The organism is Derxia lacustris, from assembly GCF_002105195.1.
Taxonomy (GTDB): domain Bacteria; phylum Pseudomonadota; class Gammaproteobacteria; order Burkholderiales; family Burkholderiaceae_E; genus Derxia; species Derxia lacustris.
Genome location: NZ_MUHU01000017.1, coordinates 1 through 14,222 on the forward strand (window position 1 = coordinate 1; position 14,222 = coordinate 14,222).

Annotated in this window: 13 protein-coding genes; 4 read left to right on the forward strand and 9 right to left on the reverse strand. The window is 65.9% G+C overall.

Annotated features, from left to right (window positions below; translation table 11 throughout):
* The first annotated feature begins 279 nt into the window (after window positions 1-279).
* Complete coding sequence (locus tag B9P64_RS14720; RefSeq protein WP_085316875.1) at window positions 280-621, forward strand: DMT family transporter; 342 nt, start codon at window positions 280-282, stop codon at window positions 619-621.
* Here B9P64_RS14720 and B9P64_RS24480 read toward each other — a convergent pair.
* A complete protein-coding gene (locus B9P64_RS24480; RefSeq protein ID WP_139826324.1) occupies window positions 611-856 on the reverse strand; it encodes a hypothetical protein in 246 nt (81 codons plus the stop codon). The two genes, B9P64_RS14720 and B9P64_RS24480, sit on opposite strands and share 11 nt — an antisense overlap.
* A gap of 70 nt (window positions 857-926) precedes the next feature.
* On the opposite strand from B9P64_RS24480, the gene B9P64_RS14725 reads away from it, so the two are divergent.
* Window positions 927-1,280 carry a hypothetical protein gene (locus B9P64_RS14725; protein WP_085316876.1) on the forward strand — a complete coding sequence of 118 codons (354 nt, stop codon included), beginning with the start codon at window positions 927-929 and terminating at the stop codon, window positions 1,278-1,280.
* 42 nt (window positions 1,281-1,322) lie between these two features.
* On the opposite strand, the gene B9P64_RS24485 is transcribed toward B9P64_RS14725, so the two are convergent.
* Window positions 1,323-1,673 carry a hypothetical protein gene (locus B9P64_RS24485; protein WP_139826325.1) on the reverse strand — a complete coding sequence of 117 codons (351 nt, stop codon included), beginning with the start codon at window positions 1,671-1,673 and terminating at the stop codon, window positions 1,323-1,325.
* Window positions 1,674-1,744: 71 nt separating this feature from the next.
* Between B9P64_RS24485 and B9P64_RS14730 the strand changes: the two genes are divergently transcribed.
* On the forward strand, window positions 1,745-3,211 hold the full coding sequence (locus B9P64_RS14730; RefSeq protein WP_085316877.1) for a bifunctional enoyl-CoA hydratase/phosphate acetyltransferase: 1,467 nt from the start codon (window positions 1,745-1,747) through the stop codon (window positions 3,209-3,211).
* On the forward strand, window positions 3,208-4,449 hold the full coding sequence (locus B9P64_RS14735; RefSeq protein WP_235840012.1) for an acetate/propionate family kinase: 1,242 nt from the start codon (window positions 3,208-3,210) through the stop codon (window positions 4,447-4,449). The genes B9P64_RS14730 and B9P64_RS14735 overlap by 4 nt, the downstream gene beginning before the upstream one ends.
* Before the next feature lie 84 nt (window positions 4,450-4,533).
* Here B9P64_RS14735 and zapE read toward each other — a convergent pair whose 3' ends face one another.
* The 7 genes from zapE to B9P64_RS14770 form a co-directional block, all read right to left on the reverse strand.
* On the reverse strand, window positions 4,534-5,655 hold the full coding sequence (gene zapE, locus B9P64_RS14740; RefSeq protein WP_085316878.1) for a cell division protein ZapE: 1,122 nt from the start codon (window positions 5,653-5,655) through the stop codon (window positions 4,534-4,536).
* Window positions 5,656-5,781: 126 nt separating this feature from the next.
* Entirely contained in the window at window positions 5,782-7,209 is a 1,428-nt protein-coding gene (gene lpdA / locus B9P64_RS14745; RefSeq protein ID WP_085316879.1) for a dihydrolipoyl dehydrogenase, read from the reverse strand.
* A 14-nt stretch (window positions 7,210-7,223) separates the two neighbouring features.
* Complete coding sequence (gene odhB / locus B9P64_RS14750) at window positions 7,224-8,480, reverse strand: 2-oxoglutarate dehydrogenase complex dihydrolipoyllysine-residue succinyltransferase (RefSeq protein ID WP_085316880.1); 1,257 nt, start codon at window positions 8,478-8,480, stop codon at window positions 7,224-7,226.
* Between the two features lie 116 nt (window positions 8,481-8,596).
* Complete coding sequence (locus B9P64_RS14755; protein WP_139826326.1) at window positions 8,597-11,464, reverse strand: 2-oxoglutarate dehydrogenase E1 component; 2,868 nt, start codon at window positions 11,462-11,464, stop codon at window positions 8,597-8,599.
* A gap of 321 nt (window positions 11,465-11,785) precedes the next feature.
* Window positions 11,786-13,096: a citrate synthase gene (locus tag B9P64_RS14760; protein WP_085316881.1), complete on the reverse strand. Its 1,311-nt coding sequence runs from the start codon at window positions 13,094-13,096 to the stop codon at window positions 11,786-11,788.
* 71 nt (window positions 13,097-13,167) lie between these two features.
* Window positions 13,168-13,443 carry an FAD assembly factor SdhE gene (locus B9P64_RS14765; protein ID WP_085316906.1) on the reverse strand — a complete coding sequence of 92 codons (276 nt, stop codon included), beginning with the start codon at window positions 13,441-13,443 and terminating at the stop codon, window positions 13,168-13,170.
* A complete protein-coding gene (locus tag B9P64_RS14770) occupies window positions 13,443-14,207 on the reverse strand; it encodes a succinate dehydrogenase iron-sulfur subunit (protein WP_085316882.1) in 765 nt (254 codons plus the stop codon). Before B9P64_RS14770 ends, B9P64_RS14765 begins: the two co-directional genes overlap by 1 nt.
* Window positions 14,208-14,222: the final 15 nt, after the last annotated feature.

Below are 14,222 nucleotides of genomic sequence, written 5' to 3' on the forward strand. Positions count from 1 at the left end.
CCCGTCACCGGCCTGTCGCCGTGGATGCCGGCGAGCTGGGTCAGTCCGGTGGCGGCGCGTGCCGGCAGTGCCAGCGTCAGCAGCAGCAGCGCTGCGGCGCCCCATCTCGTTGTGCGGGTCAGTGGCATGGCGGTCCTTGTGCGGTCGATGGAGGCAGCATGGTCGCAGCTGCCGCGTGACGTGCGCAGGCTGATTTGTGGCGTGCGGCGCGCTTCGGCCCGACGCGGCGCGCGGCAAGATGAGCCGGCACCGCCCTCGCCCACCCGCCCGGAAGCCGCCATGAGCCTCGCCACCACCTATCTGCTGCTCGCCCTGGCCATCGTCGCCGAGGTGATCGCCACCACCGCGCTCAAGGCCTCGGACGGCTTTTCGCGGCTGATCCCGAGCCTGGTGACGGTGGCCGGCTACGGCCTCGCCTTCGTGCTGCTGAGCCTGACGCTGCGGGTGCTGCCGACCGGCATCGTCTATGCGATCTGGTCGGGCGTGGGCGTGGTGCTCATCACGGCGGTGAGCTGGGTCTGGTACCGGCAGGCGCTCGACTGGCCGGCGATTGCCGGGCTCGGGCTGATCGTGGCCGGCGTGGTGGTCATCAATCTGTTCTCGAAGTCGGTCAGCCACTGAAGCCGGCAATTCCGGCCTTGCGCTGCAATTTTCCGGAAACCGCCAGCTGCGCGACCAATTCAATTCGAATTGCAAGGGCCAGGTCACGGGCGATTGGAGCGCCGTGAATTTCATCACTGCGCCGCCTTTGCCGCCAAAAATGTAACCTGCCCGCCCGCAATTGCCGATGCAATGCTTTTGCATGCGCAACCGGCATTGCAATTCCACCGTGACATCCTGAGGCGGTGCCGGTCATTCGTCGCCTTGGCGCACGCTCTTGTGCAGGAAAGAGTGCAGGCGACTCATTTCACCGGGAAAACACCAAAATGATCCAATTGCGCGTGGTCGGAATCTATTTCAGCGCGGTCGTCGATTTCAAACTCGGCATGACGGTCAAGGACGTGCTCGATGCGGCGGTCGCCAACTCGAACGGCGCCTTCAGCTACACGGCCGCCACGGTCAACGGAATCAACGTCGTCACCGGCTTCAGCTACTGGAGCGGCGGCAAGACCTACAGCCTCAGCCCGTCGGACGTGACGGTGAACGACGGCTTTGCCTTCCTCCAGTACACGCTCGACAACCCCTACGCCAATCTGGCGGCGCGCCCGTCGTTTGCCGACCAGCCCACGGTCGACGGCCAGATCCTGCGGTTCCGGCTGGTGACGGTAAAGAACAAATAGGCAAGCGCATCGCTGGCCGGCCGCCCGTCATGGGCGCCGGCTTCAATTGCCGTGAAATCGGGCATTGCCAGGACGCCGCCAATTTTCTGCGACCGAATACAAATCCGCGTCGCATTCAATCAAATTTGCCTGCTCGCCATTCAATCGATGTTTTTCAATTGTTGAATATGGATTGACGTGGTCATTGATCGCACCAATTGCGTTTTGTTCCACGCGCATGAAAATTCGATACTCGAATTCACACCCACGCAAAAGTTCCCGATACGGCGGCCGGATTCTTGCCGATTGCCCGAGAAAGTCACGGCAGCGCCGACGATTGCCGCGCATGACGCTCGGTCCCGGCACTTGTTCTCGCGCAAACCGAGCCGGCATTTCGTGTATCGGCGCTTTCATCGGCCGACTGCTGCGCAGCACAATCGGCCGCACGAACCGCCCTCCGACTGCCGCTCCGCCGCAAGGACGCCATGGACATCCGCCCCACCGACATCATCCAGAACCGCACCTACGACGAGATCGCCGTGGGCGACAGCGCCACCCTCGTGCGCACCCTCACCGGCGACGACATCCGCGTGTTCGCGGCCATGTCGGGCGACGTGAACCCGGCCCACATGGACGCCGAATACGCCAAGGCCAGCGTGTTCCACGAGGTGATCGCGCACGGCATGTGGGGCGCGGCGCTGATCTCGGCGCTGCTCGGCACCGAATTCCCGGGCCCGGGCACCATCTACGCCGGCCAGTCGCTGCGCTTTCTGCGGCCGGTGCACATCGGCGACACGGTCACGGTGAAGCTCACCGCCAAGACCAAGACCGACCACGGCCACCGCATCGTCTTCGACTGCCTGTGCAGCAACCAGAACGGCGAGGACATCATCACCGGCGAGGCCGAGGTAAAGGCGCCGACCGAGCGCATCAGCCGGCCGCGCTGGCCGCTGCCCGAGCTCATCGTCAGCGACAAGGCCGCGCGGCTGGCGGCGCTGCTGGGGCTGGCGCGCGGGCTGGCGCCGATCAGCATCGCGGTCGCCCATCCCTGCGATGCCGAATCGCTCAAGGGCGCGCTCGACGCGGCGCATGCCGGGCTGGTCGTGCCGATCCTGGTGGCGCCGCTCGCGCGGCTGCGCGCGGTTGCCAGCGCCGCCGGCCTCAGTCTCGACGGCATCGAATGCATCGACGTGCCGCACAGCCATGCCGCCGCCGAGCAGGCCGTGGCCCTGGTGCGCGCCGGCCGCGCCGAGGCGCTGATGAAGGGCAGCCTGCATACCGACGAACTCATGCATGCGGTCGTCGCGCACGACACCGGCCTGCGCACCGCGCGCCGCCTGAGCCATGTGTTCGTGATGGACGTGCCGACCTATCCGCGCCGGCTGCTCATCACCGACGCCGCGATCAACATCGAGCCCACGCTCGAAGAAAAGGCCGACATCCTGCGCAACGCCATCGAGCTGGCGCGCGCGCTCGGCATCGCCACACCCAAGGTCGCAGTGCTGGCGGCGGTGGAAACCGTCAACCCCAAGATGCGCGCCACGCTCGACGCGGCCGCGCTGTGCAAGATGGCCGACCGCGGCCAGATCGCCGGCGCGGTCATCGACGGGCCGCTGGCCTTCGACAACGCGATCTCGGCGCTGGCCGCGCGCACCAAGGGCATCGTCTCGCCGGTCGCGGGCGAGGCCGACATCCTGCTGGTGCCCGACCTTGAAAGCGGAAACATGCTGGCCAAGCAGCTCGAATATCTGGCCGATGCGCAATCGGCCGGCATCGTGCTGGGCGCCAAGGTGCCCATCGTGCTGACCAGCCGCGCCGACGATGCGCCGACACGCATGGCGTCCTGCGTGCTGGCGCTGCTGCTGGCGCGCGCGGCAGCGGGCGGACTGGGCCGTGCCGGCGCCAGCCTGAGCGCGGTGCCGCAAGCCGAGCTGGACGGGAGCGTGGAATGAGCGGCCCGCTCGCGCTGAGCGCCGGCGTGGTGCCGGCCATCCTCGTCATCAACGCCGGCTCGTCGAGCGTGAAGTTCGCGGTCTTCGAGACCGACGGGCATGACCTGCGCGAGCCCGCCGCGCTGCACGGCCAGGTCGAGGGCATCGGCAGCGCGCCGCGCCTGCGCGCCAAGGACGCGCACGGCGCCACGCTCGCCGACGACGCCCTGCCCGTCGACGCGGCCGCCTCGCTCGAAACCGCCTACGACGCCGCGCTCGCCGAACTGCTCAGGTGGATTGCCGCGCATGAAGTCGGCTTTGCGATCGAGGCGATTGGTCATCGCGTGGTGCACGGCGGGCCGCTGCATGCCGCGCCGGTGGTGGTTGACGAGGCCGTGCTCGCGGAGCTCGACCGCTACGTGCCGCTCGCGCCGCTGCATCAGCCGCACAACCTCGACGCGATCCGCGCGCTCGCCCGCATCGAGCCGGGCGCGGTGCAGATCGCCTGCTTCGACACCGCCTTCCATCGCGGCCAGCCGGCGGTGGCGCAGCGGTTTGCGCTGCCGCGCCGCTTCGAGGCTGCCGGCGTGCGGCGCTACGGCTTTCATGGCCTCAGCTACGAGTACATCGCCGGTCGCCTGCCCGAGGTGCTCGGCGCGCGCGCCGACGGCCGCGTGATCGTCGCGCATCTGGGCAATGGCGCCAGCCTGTGCGCGCTCAGCCAGCGCCGCAGCATCGCCTCGACCATGGGCTTCTCGGCGCTCGACGGCCTGATGATGGGCACGCGCACCGGCAGCATCGACCCCGGCGTGCTGCTCTATCTGCTCGACACCGAGAAGATGGATTCGGCGCGCATCTCCACGCTGCTCTACAAGGAATCGGGGCTGCTCGGCGTGTCGGGCATCAGCGCCGACATGCGCACCCTGCTCGCCAGCGCCGCGCCCGAGGCGGCCGAGGCGGTGGAGCTGTTCTGCTACCGCATCGCGCGCGAGATCGGCTCGCTCGCGGCGGCGCTCGGCGGGCTGGATGCGCTGGTGTTCACCGCCGGCATCGGCGAGCACGCGGCCGAGGTGCGCGCGCGCGTGACGGCGGCTTGCGGCTGGCTCGGACTCCGGCTCGACCCCGAGGCCAATGCCGCCGGCCGGCTGCGGCTGGAATCGGCCGACAGCGCCGGCCTGGTCGCCTGCATTCCCACCGACGAGGAAGTGATGATTGCGCGCCATGCGCTGCCGGCGCTGCGCGCGCGGCTGCCGGCGTAAGAGGCATTCGCCGGACAGCTTTGGCGGTCCGGCGACGGCGGGCGCTGCGACCCGACCGGCCGCCGCCAGCCATCGCCGCTGCAATCACGCCGCCGCCTGACTCCCGCGCCGGGGCGCCTCCAGATACTCCTTGCTCTGCATCTCGACGATGCGGCTCACCGTACGCGTGAACTCGTTGGCCATGCGTCCCTCGGTGTACAGCGCCTCGGCCGCCACCTCGGCGCCGATGATGAGCTTGACGCGCTGGTCGTAGAACACGTCGACCAGCCAGGTGAAGCGGCGCGCCTCGCTCTGCATCGCCGGCGTCATGCGCGGCACGCCCGACAGGATCACCGTGTGGAACTGCGACGCGATCTCCAGGTAATCGTTCTGCGAGCGCGGCCCGCCGCACAGCGTGGCGAAGTCGAACCACACCACGCCGCCCGCGCGCCGCAGCGAGCGCAGTTCGCGGTGCTCGATGTGCAGGATCGGGCTCTCGTCGGCCGCTTCGGCAATGCGCGAGAAAGCCTCGCGCAGCTTGCCGTCGGTAGCCGCACCGAGCGGTGTGAGATACACGTCCACCTGCTCCAGCGCGCGCTGGCGGTAGTCCACGCCGCTGTCCACATTCAGGATGTCGAAGCGGTTCTTGATGATCTCGATCGCCGGCAGGATGCGGTCGCGATGCAGGCCGTCGGGGTAAAGCGTGGACGGCTCGTAGTTCGAGGTCATCACGAAGGTCACGCCGTTGGCGAACAGCTGATCGAGCAGGCGGTACAGGATCATCGCGTCGGCGATGTCGCTCACATGGAACTCGTCGAAGCAGATCAGCCGGTACTTGCGCGCAATGCGCCGCGCCACCTCGTCGAGCGGGTCGGCCATGCCGCGCAGCTCGTCGAGCTGGCGATGCACCTCGCGCATGAACTCGTGGAAGTGCATGCGCGTCTTGCGCACCAGCGGCACCACAGAATAAAAGGCGTCCATCAGAAAGGACTTGCCACGCCCGACGCCGCCCCAGAAGTAGATGGCGCGCGGCAGCTCGGGCCGGCTCACGAGCTTGAGGAAGGCGTTGCGGCGCTGATGCTTGTAGGCAACCCATTCCTCGAAGGATTGCTGGAGCCGCGCGACCGCGCGCCGCTGCGCCTCGTCGGGCTTGAAACCGCGCCGTGCGAGGGCGTCTTCGTAGTAGCTGGTGACGTCGTGAGGCGTCTTGGAGGAGTTGCGTTCCATGGGTCGACCGATCCAATGAAAAAGGGGCGCCGAAGCGCCCCTTTGCCGGGTTGGCCCGTGATGCGGGCCCGCTGCCGCGACCGGTCCGCCGCGCGGTAGGCGACGGTCGATTCGCGGCAATCCCGATCAGAAGTTGAGCGTGCGACCGAGCACGGCGAGCGCGGCTTCCTTGGTGGATTCCGACAGCGACGGATGGGCGTGGCAGATCATGCCGATGTCTTCCGACGAGGCCTTGAACTCCATCGCCACCACGCCTTCCGAGATCAGCTCGGAGACCAGCGGGCCGATCATGTGCACGCCGAGGATCTCGTCGGTCTCGGCATCGGCCAGGAACTTGACGAAGCCCGTCGTGTCGCCGAGCGCCCGCGCGCGGCCGTTGGCCAGGAACGGGAACTTGCCGGCCTTGTACTTCACGCCTTCGGCCTTGAGCTGCTGCTCGGTCTTGCCGACCCACGCGATTTCCGGGCTGGTGTAGATGACCCAGGGAATCGTGTTGAAGTTGACATGACCGTGCTTGCCGGCGATGCGCTCGGCCACGGCCACGCCTTCTTCCTCGGCCTTGTGCGCCAGCATCGGACCGCGCACCACGTCGCCGACCGCCCAGATGCCGGGCACCGAGGTCTTGCAGTCCTCGTCCACCACGACAAAGCCGCGCTCGTCGAGCGGCAGGCCGACGGCTTCGGCATTGAGGCCGTTGGTGTTGGGCACGCGGCCGATCGAGACGATGAGCTTGTCGACCGCCAGCGTCTGGGCTTCGCCCTTGGCGTTGGCATAGGCGATGGTCACGCCTTCGCCCTCGGTCTTGACTTCGCTGATCTGCACGCCCAGCTCGATCTTGAGGCCCTGCTTGGTGAACTGCTTGTGCGCTTCCTTGGCGACTTCCTCGTCGACGGCGGCGAGGAAGGTCGGCAGGCCTTCGAGCACCGTCACGTCGGCACCCAGGCGGCGCCAGACGCTGCCCATTTCAAGGCCGATGACGCCCGCACCGATGATGCCGAGCTTGGCCGGCACCGCGCCGACGCGCAGCGCGCCGTCGTTGGACAGCACCTTTTCCTCGTCGAAGGCCGCCAGCGGCAGCGCACGGGCATTGGAGCCGGTGGCGACGATGACGTTCTTCGCGATCAGCTCTTCGTCCTTGGCGCCCGTGACCTTGATCTCGGTGCCTTCGGCGCCGGTCTTCACGAAGGAAGCCAGGCCGTGGAAGAAGGTGATCTTGTTCTTGCGGAACAGGAACAGGATGCCCTGGTTGTTCTGGTCGACCACCGCATCCTTGCGCGCGATCATCTTCGGGACGTCGATCGCAAGGTTGTCGAGCGTGATGCCGTGATCGCCGAAGGCATGCGCCGCATGCTCGAAATGCTCCGAGCTTTGCAGCAGCGCCTTGGACGGAATGCAGCCCACGTTGGTGCAGGTGCCGCCGGGCGCGGGACCGCCCTTGGCGTTCTTCCATGCGTCGACGATCCCGACCTTGAGGCCGAGCTGCGCGGCGCGGATCGCGGCGACGTAGCCGCCGGGGCCCGCACCGATGACGACGACGTCGAATTGCTGTGCCATGTCGTCGTCTCCGCTCAGATGCCGAACAGCAGGCGAGCCGGATCTTCCAGCGCATCCTTCATCGCCACCAGACCCAGCACGGCTTCGCGGCCGTCGATGATCCGGTGGTCATACGACATCGCGAAGTAGTTCATCGGACGCACCACGACCTGACCGTTCTCGACCACCGCGCGATCCTTGGTCGCATGCACGCCCAGGATGGCCGACTGCGGCGGGTTGATGATGGGGGTCGACAGCATCGAGCCGAAGGTGCCGCCGTTCGAGATCGAGAACGTGCCGCCGGTGAGCTCTTCGAGGCTGAGCTTGCCGTCCTTGGCCTTCTGGCCGAACTCGGCGATCTTCTTCTCGATGTCGGCAAAGCTGAGCTGGTCGGCGTTGCGGATGATGGGCACCACCAGACCGCGCGGCGAACCGACGGCGATGCCGATGTCGAAGTAGCCGTGATAGACGATGTCCGTGCCGTCGACCGAGGCGTTCAGCACCGGGTACTTCTTGAGCGCATGGACGGCAGCCTTCACGAAGAAGCTCATGAAGCCGAGCTTCACGCCGTGTTCCTTCTCGAACTGCTCCTGGAACTTCTTGCGCAGCGCCATCACCGGCGCCATGTTGATTTCGTTGAACGTGGTCAGGATCGCGTTCGACGCTTGCGATTGCAGCAGGCGCTCGGCGATGCGGGCACGCAGGCGGCTCATCGGTACGCGCTGTTCCGGCCGGCCTTCGAGGCCGCTGTCGGGGCCGAGCGGCGGCTGCACGACCGGCAGCGCAGCCCCGGTCTTGACGGCGGGCAGGCTCGACGCGGTGACGACCGGCGCGGCCGGCGCCTTGCCGGCAGCGATCACGTCGCCCTTGGTGATGCGGCCATCGCGGCCGGTGCCGGCAGCCGGCGTCACGCCGGTTTCGGCGATCAGCTTGGCGGCGGCGGGCATGGCGGCGGCACCTGCCGGAGCGGCGGCAACCGGCGCCGGAGCGGCAGCGGCGGGGGCCGGCGCGGCAGCAGCGGCCGGTGCGGGGGCAGCGGCGCCGGCGGTGGCTTCGGTGTCGATCTTGGCGATCAGCTGATCGGCCACGACGGTCGCGCCGTCAGCCTGGGTGATCTCGACGATCACGCCGGCGCTCGGCGCCGGCACTTCGAGCACGACCTTGTCGGTCTCGACTTCGATCAGGATTTCATCGGCGGCAACGGCTTCGCCGACCTTCTTCTTCCATTGCAGCAGGGTCGCTTCGGCAACCGATTCGGACAGCTGGGGGACTTTGACTTCTACGAGGGCCATGTTGGATTGCTCCTGGAGTTCTGTGGCGCCCGTCGTGAGGCTGCGCGAGCAAGCGAGCGACGCCCTGCGCCGCTTCGCTTACGCACATATCGACCGTCACGCGAGCGTGACGGGGATTACTTGTTGATGACGAAGCCCTTGAGCTTGCCGAAGGCCGCATCGAGCAGCGCCTTCAGTTGCTCGTTGTGCTTGGCGTAGTAGCCGACCGCCGGCGAGGCCGAGGCGGGACGGCCCGCGTAGCCAAGCTTCTGGCCCGCGTCCATGTTCTCCAGCAGGTTGTGCTGGATCTGGAACCACGCACCCTGGTTCTGCGGCTCGTCCTGCGCCCAGACCACTTCGCCGAGGTTCGGATACTTCTTGAGCTCGGTGGAGAAGGCCTTGTGCGGGAAGGGATAGAGCTGCTCGACGCGCAGGATGGCAACGTCGTCGGCGGCACGTTCGCGGCGCGAGGCAACGAGGTCGTAATAGACCTTGCCCGAGCAGGCGACGACCCGCTTGACCTTGTTCGGGTCGATGTCGGCCGAGGTTTCGGCGATGACGGTGTGGAAGCTGCCCTTGGCCAGGTCTTGCAGCGTCGAGACGGCTTCCTTGTTACGCAGCAGCGACTTCGGCGTCATGATGACCAGCGGCTTGCGGAACAGCCGGATCATCTGGCGACGCAGCAGATGGAAGATCTGGGCCGGCGTGGTCGGCTGGCAGACCTGCATGTTGTTGTCGGCGCAGAGTTGCAGGAAGCGTTCGAGACGCGCCGAGCTGTGCTCCGGACCCTGGCCTTCGTAGCCGTGCGGCAGCATCAGCGTCAGACCGTTGACACGACCCCACTTCACTTCGCCCGAGCTGATGAACTGGTCGATCACGACCTGCGCGCCATTGGCGAAGTCGCCGAACTGCGCTTCCCAGATCACCAGCGTGTTCGGCTCGGCGGTGGCATAGCCGTACTCGAAACCGAGCACCGCCTCTTCCGACAACACCGAGTCGATGACCGTGAACGGCGCCTGCTTTTCGGCAACGTGCTGCAGCGGAATGTACGAGCCCGAATCCCAGCGCTCGCGGCTCTGGTCGTGCAGCACCGAGTGGCGATGCGTGAAGGTGCCGCGGCCGCAATCCTGGCCCGACAGCCGAACCGCATAGCCCGAAGCCACCAGCGTGGCGAAGGCCAGATGCTCGCCCATGCCCCAGTCGAGCGCGACCTTGCCTTCGGCCATCGACCGGCGGTCGGCGACCACCTTCTCGACCAGCGGATGCAGCTTCAGCGTGCTCGGAATCGTGGTGATGCGTTCACCGATGCGCTTGAGTTCGGCGAGCGGCACACCGGTATCGGCAGCGTCGGTCCACTTGCGATTCAGGAACGGCATCCAGTCGACCGAGTACTGGCGCTTGTAGTTCGACAGCACCGGATCGGACGTGCGCTTGCCTTCGTCCATCGCGGCGCGGTAGTCCTTCACGAACTGCTCGACCTCGGCATCGGTCAGCACCTTCTGCGCGACGAGCTTGTCGCCGTAGAGGCGGCGCGTGCCGGGATGCTGGCTGATCTTCTTGTACATCAGCGGCTGGGTCACCGCCGGCGTGTCCTGCTCGTTGTGGCCGAGCTTACGGAAGCACACGATGTCGATCACGATGTCCTTGTGGAACTCCGCGCGGAAGTCCACGGCGATCTGGGTCGCGAGCGCAACCGCCTCGGGATCGTCGCCGTTCACATGCAGCACCGGCGCCTCGATCATCTTGACCACGTCCGAGCAGTACAGCGTCGAACGCGAGTCGCGCGGGTCGGAGGTGGTGAAGCCGATCTGGTTGTTGATCACCAGATGGATGGTGCCGCCCGTGCCGTAGCCGCGCGTCTGCGCGAGGTTGAGCGTTTCCATCACGACGCCCTGGCCGGCGAAGGCCGCGTCGCCATGCACCAGTACCGGAATGACCTGGTTGCCGTTCTCGTCGCCACGACGATCCTGGCGCGCCATCGCCGAACCCTCGACCACCGGATTCACGATTTCGAGGTGCGACGGGTTGAACGCGAGGCTCAGATGCATCGGGCCGGTCGGCGTGCTGACGTCGCTGGAGAAGCCTTGGTGGTACTTCACGTCACCGGCCGGCAGATCGTCGCCATGCTTGCCTTCGAACTCGGCGAACAGATCCTTCGGCATCTTGCCGAGGATGTTGACGAGCACGTTCAGGCGGCCGCGGTGGGCCATGCCGATGACGATTTCCTGCACGCCCTTGGTCGCGGCACGCGCCACGAGCTGGTCCATCGACACGATGAAGCTTTCGCCGCCTTCGAGCGAGAACCGCTTCTGACCGACGTACTTGGTATGCAGATAGCGTTCAAGGCCCTCGGCTGCCGTGAGGCGCTCGAGGATGTCCTTCTTGCCCTGCACATCGAACGACGGCTTGCTGCGCGTCGATTCGAGACGTTGCTGGATCCAGCGCTTCTGGGCCGGATCGCTGATGTACATGAACTCGGCGCCGATCGTGCCGCAGTAGGTCTCGCGCAACGCCGCGACGATCTCGCGCAGCGTCATGTGTTCGGCGGTCGTGAAGTAGGTGTTCGTCGCGCTGAACACCGTGTCCATGTCGGCTTCGCTGAAGTCGTAGAAGCCGGCTTCGAGCTCGGGAATGCGCGGACGTTCCTGGCGCTTGAGCGGATCGAGATCGGCCCAGCGCGAGCCGAGGAAACGGTAGGCAGCGATGATGGACTGAACATCCACCTGCTTGCGGGCGATGCTGAGGTCGCGTTCGGCGACGCGCGGCAGGAAGGCATTGGCCTTGGCACGCTGTGCGAACGATTCGACAACGGGCGCATGGGCCACATCGCGGGCGTCGCTGCCATCGGCTGCGGCGACAAGCTGGACGCGATCGAAGTACTCGCGCCAGTTTTCGGGGACCGACGCCGGGTTGTCGAGATAGGCCTCGTACAACTCTTCAACGTACGGAGCGTTGCCGCCGAACAGGTAGGAGTTCAGCTGGTACTGCTTCATCATGACGTTCACCTTTCCTTCGAGCTTCTCGAAGATGGATGCGGGATGTCGAAAGCGCGGCACCGCCAGCCGACCAGGAAGGTCTGGACTGACGCCGGGCTATCGCCCATCCGACACACCGGTCATACCGATGCGCCGGACAACGAAGCGCCGGTCGGACCGGGGCGTGTCCTGACGGCGCGTTTCGAGTTCGCGGATGCTAGCACCATCACGCGGCAGCTCCGCCCAAGGACTGCGGGTGCGAACCCTGAGTTGCGCTCAGCAAACAAAAAAGGCGGACCGAAGTCCGCCTTTCTCGATGCCCGCGACAACCGGGCCTGATTGCAACGCCGATCAGCGCGCCGAGATGTCCGGCACGTCGCGCGTCGCGGCACCGGTAAACAGCTGACGCGGACGACCGATCTTGTATTCCGGATCGGTGATCATTTCGTTGAGTTGCGCAATCCAGCCCACCGTGCGCGCGAGCGCGAAGATGGCCGTGAACAGCGATACCGGAATGCCGACCGCCTTCTGCACGATGCCCGAGTAGAAGTCGACGTTCGGATAGAGCTTGCGCTGCACGAAGTAGTCGTCTTCAAGGGCGATCTTTTCGAGCGCCATCGCGAGCTTGAACAGCGGATCGTTTTCGAGACCGAGCGCCACCAGCACTTCATGACAGGTCTCGCGCATCAGCTTGGCGCGCGGATCGTAGTTCTTGTAGACACGATGGCCGAAACCCATCAGGCGCACGCTGGAGTTCTTGTCCTTCACCTTGGTGATGAACTCGCCGATCTTTTCCACGCCGCCCTGGGCCTGGATGTCGTACAGCATGTTCAGCGCGGCTTCGTTCGCACCGCCGTGCGCCGGCCCCCAGAGGCAGGCGACGCCGGCAGCGATCGCGGCGAACGGGTTCGTGCCCGACGAGGCGCACAGGCGCACGGTCGAGGTGGACGCGTTCTGCTCGTGATCGGCATGCAGGATGAAGATGCGGTCGAGTGCACGCACCAACACGTCGTTGACCTTGTAGTCCTCGCAGGGCGTCGCGAACATCATCCGGGTGAAGTTCGCGGTGTACGACAGATCGTTGTTCGGATAGATGAACGGCTGACCGATCGAATACTTGTAGGCCATCGCGACGAGCGTCGGCAGCTTGGCGATCAGGCGGATCGCCGAGATCTCGCGCTGGTGCGGATCGTTGAGGTTCATCGAGTCGGGGTAGAACGCCGACAGCGCGCCAACGAGACCCGTGAGCACTGCCATCGGATGCGCATCGCGACGGAAGCCGCGCAGGAAGAAATGCATCTGCTCGTTGACCATCGTGTGCTGGGTCACGCGCGCCACGAAGTCGGATTTCTGCGGTGCATTGGGCAGTTCGCCGTTCAGCAGCAGATAGCAGGTTTCCAGGAAGTCACACTTGGTCGCCAGCTGCTCGATGGGGTAGCCGCGATACAGCAGTTCGCCCTTGTCACCGTCGATGTAGGTGATGCTGGACTGGCAGGAGGCCGTCGACAGGAAGCCCGGATCGAACGTGAACTTGCCGGTCGAGCCGTAGAGCTTGCGAATGTCGATCACGTCAGGGCCAACCGTGCCCTTCAGGATCGGAAAATCGACCGACGGCGATCCGTCGGAAAAGCTGAGCGTTGCCTTTTGATTGGCGGCCGTCATAGGACTCCCTCCTTGGTTTGATCTATCGATCCCGGCCTCTCATGCCGGGGCTTGCGAGCCGCAGCCTGCGCTCAGGCTGCACGAAGCATGCCGAGAACCCTGTGCACGGCCGGTGTATCGAGCCCCCCCTCGGGCTCGCGGCGCGCCAGGATCATTTCCAGCAAGTCCGTATCGGGCAACTCGAAAAGCTCGCTGAGTACCGCAACGTCCTCGTCCGACAGCTGCAATTCGTTCTTGTCGAGAAACCTGGTGATGATCAGGTCGTTCTCGAGCAGACCGCGCCGGGCGCGCCAGCGTAGCCGGGTGCGCTTGAGCGGGTCTGCCTGATGCTCGAACGAGGCCGCCATCACACCGCGCGCCGAACCATCAGTTCCTTGATCTTGCCGATTGCCTTGGTCGGGTTGAGACCCTTCGGGCAAACGTCGACGCAATTCATGATGGTGTGGCAACGGAACAGGCGGTACGGATCCTCGAGGTTGTCGAGCCGTTCCGAGGTGGCTTGGTCACGGCTGTCCGCGATGAAGCGGTAGGCCTGCAGCAGACCGGCGGGACCGACGAACTTGTCGGGGTTCCACCAGAACGACGGGCAGGACGTCGAGCAGCACGCGCACAGGATGCACTCGTACACGCCGTCGATCTCTTCACGCTCTTCCGGCGACTGGAGACGTTCCTTCTCCGGCGGCGGATCATTGTTGACGAGATAGGGGCGGATCGAGTGGTACTGCTTGAAGAACTGGGTCATGTCCACGATCAGGTCGCGGATGACCGGCAGACCCGGCAGCGGCTTGAGCACGATGGGCTCCTGCAGTTCGCGCAGGTTGGTCGTGCAGGCCAGGCCGTTCTTGCCGTTGATGTTCATCGCGTCGGAACCGCAGACACCTTCGCGGCAGGAGCGGCGATAGGCGACGCTGTCGTCCACGTCCGACTTGATGCGCTGAAGTGCATCGAGAAGCATCTTGTCGGTCGGCAGAAGCGTGACTTCGAGCTTCTGCATGTAGGGGCGCTCGTCCTTGTCCGGGTCGTAGCGGTAGATCTCGAAGCGCAACACCCGCTTGCCGGTGGCAGCAGCGCTGCCGACGGCGGTAAGTTCGCTGGGATTGGTGGCGGTCATGTGCTGTCCCTCTCG

Bases quoted from the DNA above. Each gene is read 5' to 3' on its own strand.
- B9P64_RS14720 (WP_085316875.1), top strand. From the start codon at position 280: ATGAGCCTCGCCACCACCTATCTGCTGCTCGCCCTGGCCATCGTCGCC.
- B9P64_RS24480 (WP_139826324.1), bottom strand. From the start codon at position 856: ATGACCGGCACCGCCTCAGGATGTCACGGTGGAATTGCAATGCCGGTT.
- B9P64_RS14725 (WP_085316876.1), top strand. From the start codon at position 927: ATGATCCAATTGCGCGTGGTCGGAATCTATTTCAGCGCGGTCGTCGAT.
- B9P64_RS24485 (WP_139826325.1), bottom strand. From the start codon at position 1,673: ATGAAAGCGCCGATACACGAAATGCCGGCTCGGTTTGCGCGAGAACAA.
- B9P64_RS14730 (WP_085316877.1), top strand. From the start codon at position 1,745: ATGGACATCCGCCCCACCGACATCATCCAGAACCGCACCTACGACGAG.
- B9P64_RS14735 (WP_235840012.1), top strand. From the start codon at position 3,208: ATGAGCGGCCCGCTCGCGCTGAGCGCCGGCGTGGTGCCGGCCATCCTC.
- zapE (WP_085316878.1), bottom strand. From the start codon at position 5,655: ATGGAACGCAACTCCTCCAAGACGCCTCACGACGTCACCAGCTACTAC.
- lpdA (WP_085316879.1), bottom strand. From the start codon at position 7,209: ATGGCACAGCAATTCGACGTCGTCGTCATCGGTGCGGGCCCCGGCGGC.
- odhB (WP_085316880.1), bottom strand. From the start codon at position 8,480: ATGGCCCTCGTAGAAGTCAAAGTCCCCCAGCTGTCCGAATCGGTTGCC.
- B9P64_RS14760 (WP_085316881.1), bottom strand. From the start codon at position 13,096: ATGACGGCCGCCAATCAAAAGGCAACGCTCAGCTTTTCCGACGGATCG.
- B9P64_RS14765 (WP_085316906.1), bottom strand. From the start codon at position 13,443: ATGGCGGCCTCGTTCGAGCATCAGGCAGACCCGCTCAAGCGCACCCGG.
- B9P64_RS14770 (WP_085316882.1), bottom strand. From the start codon at position 14,207: ATGACCGCCACCAATCCCAGCGAACTTACCGCCGTCGGCAGCGCTGCT.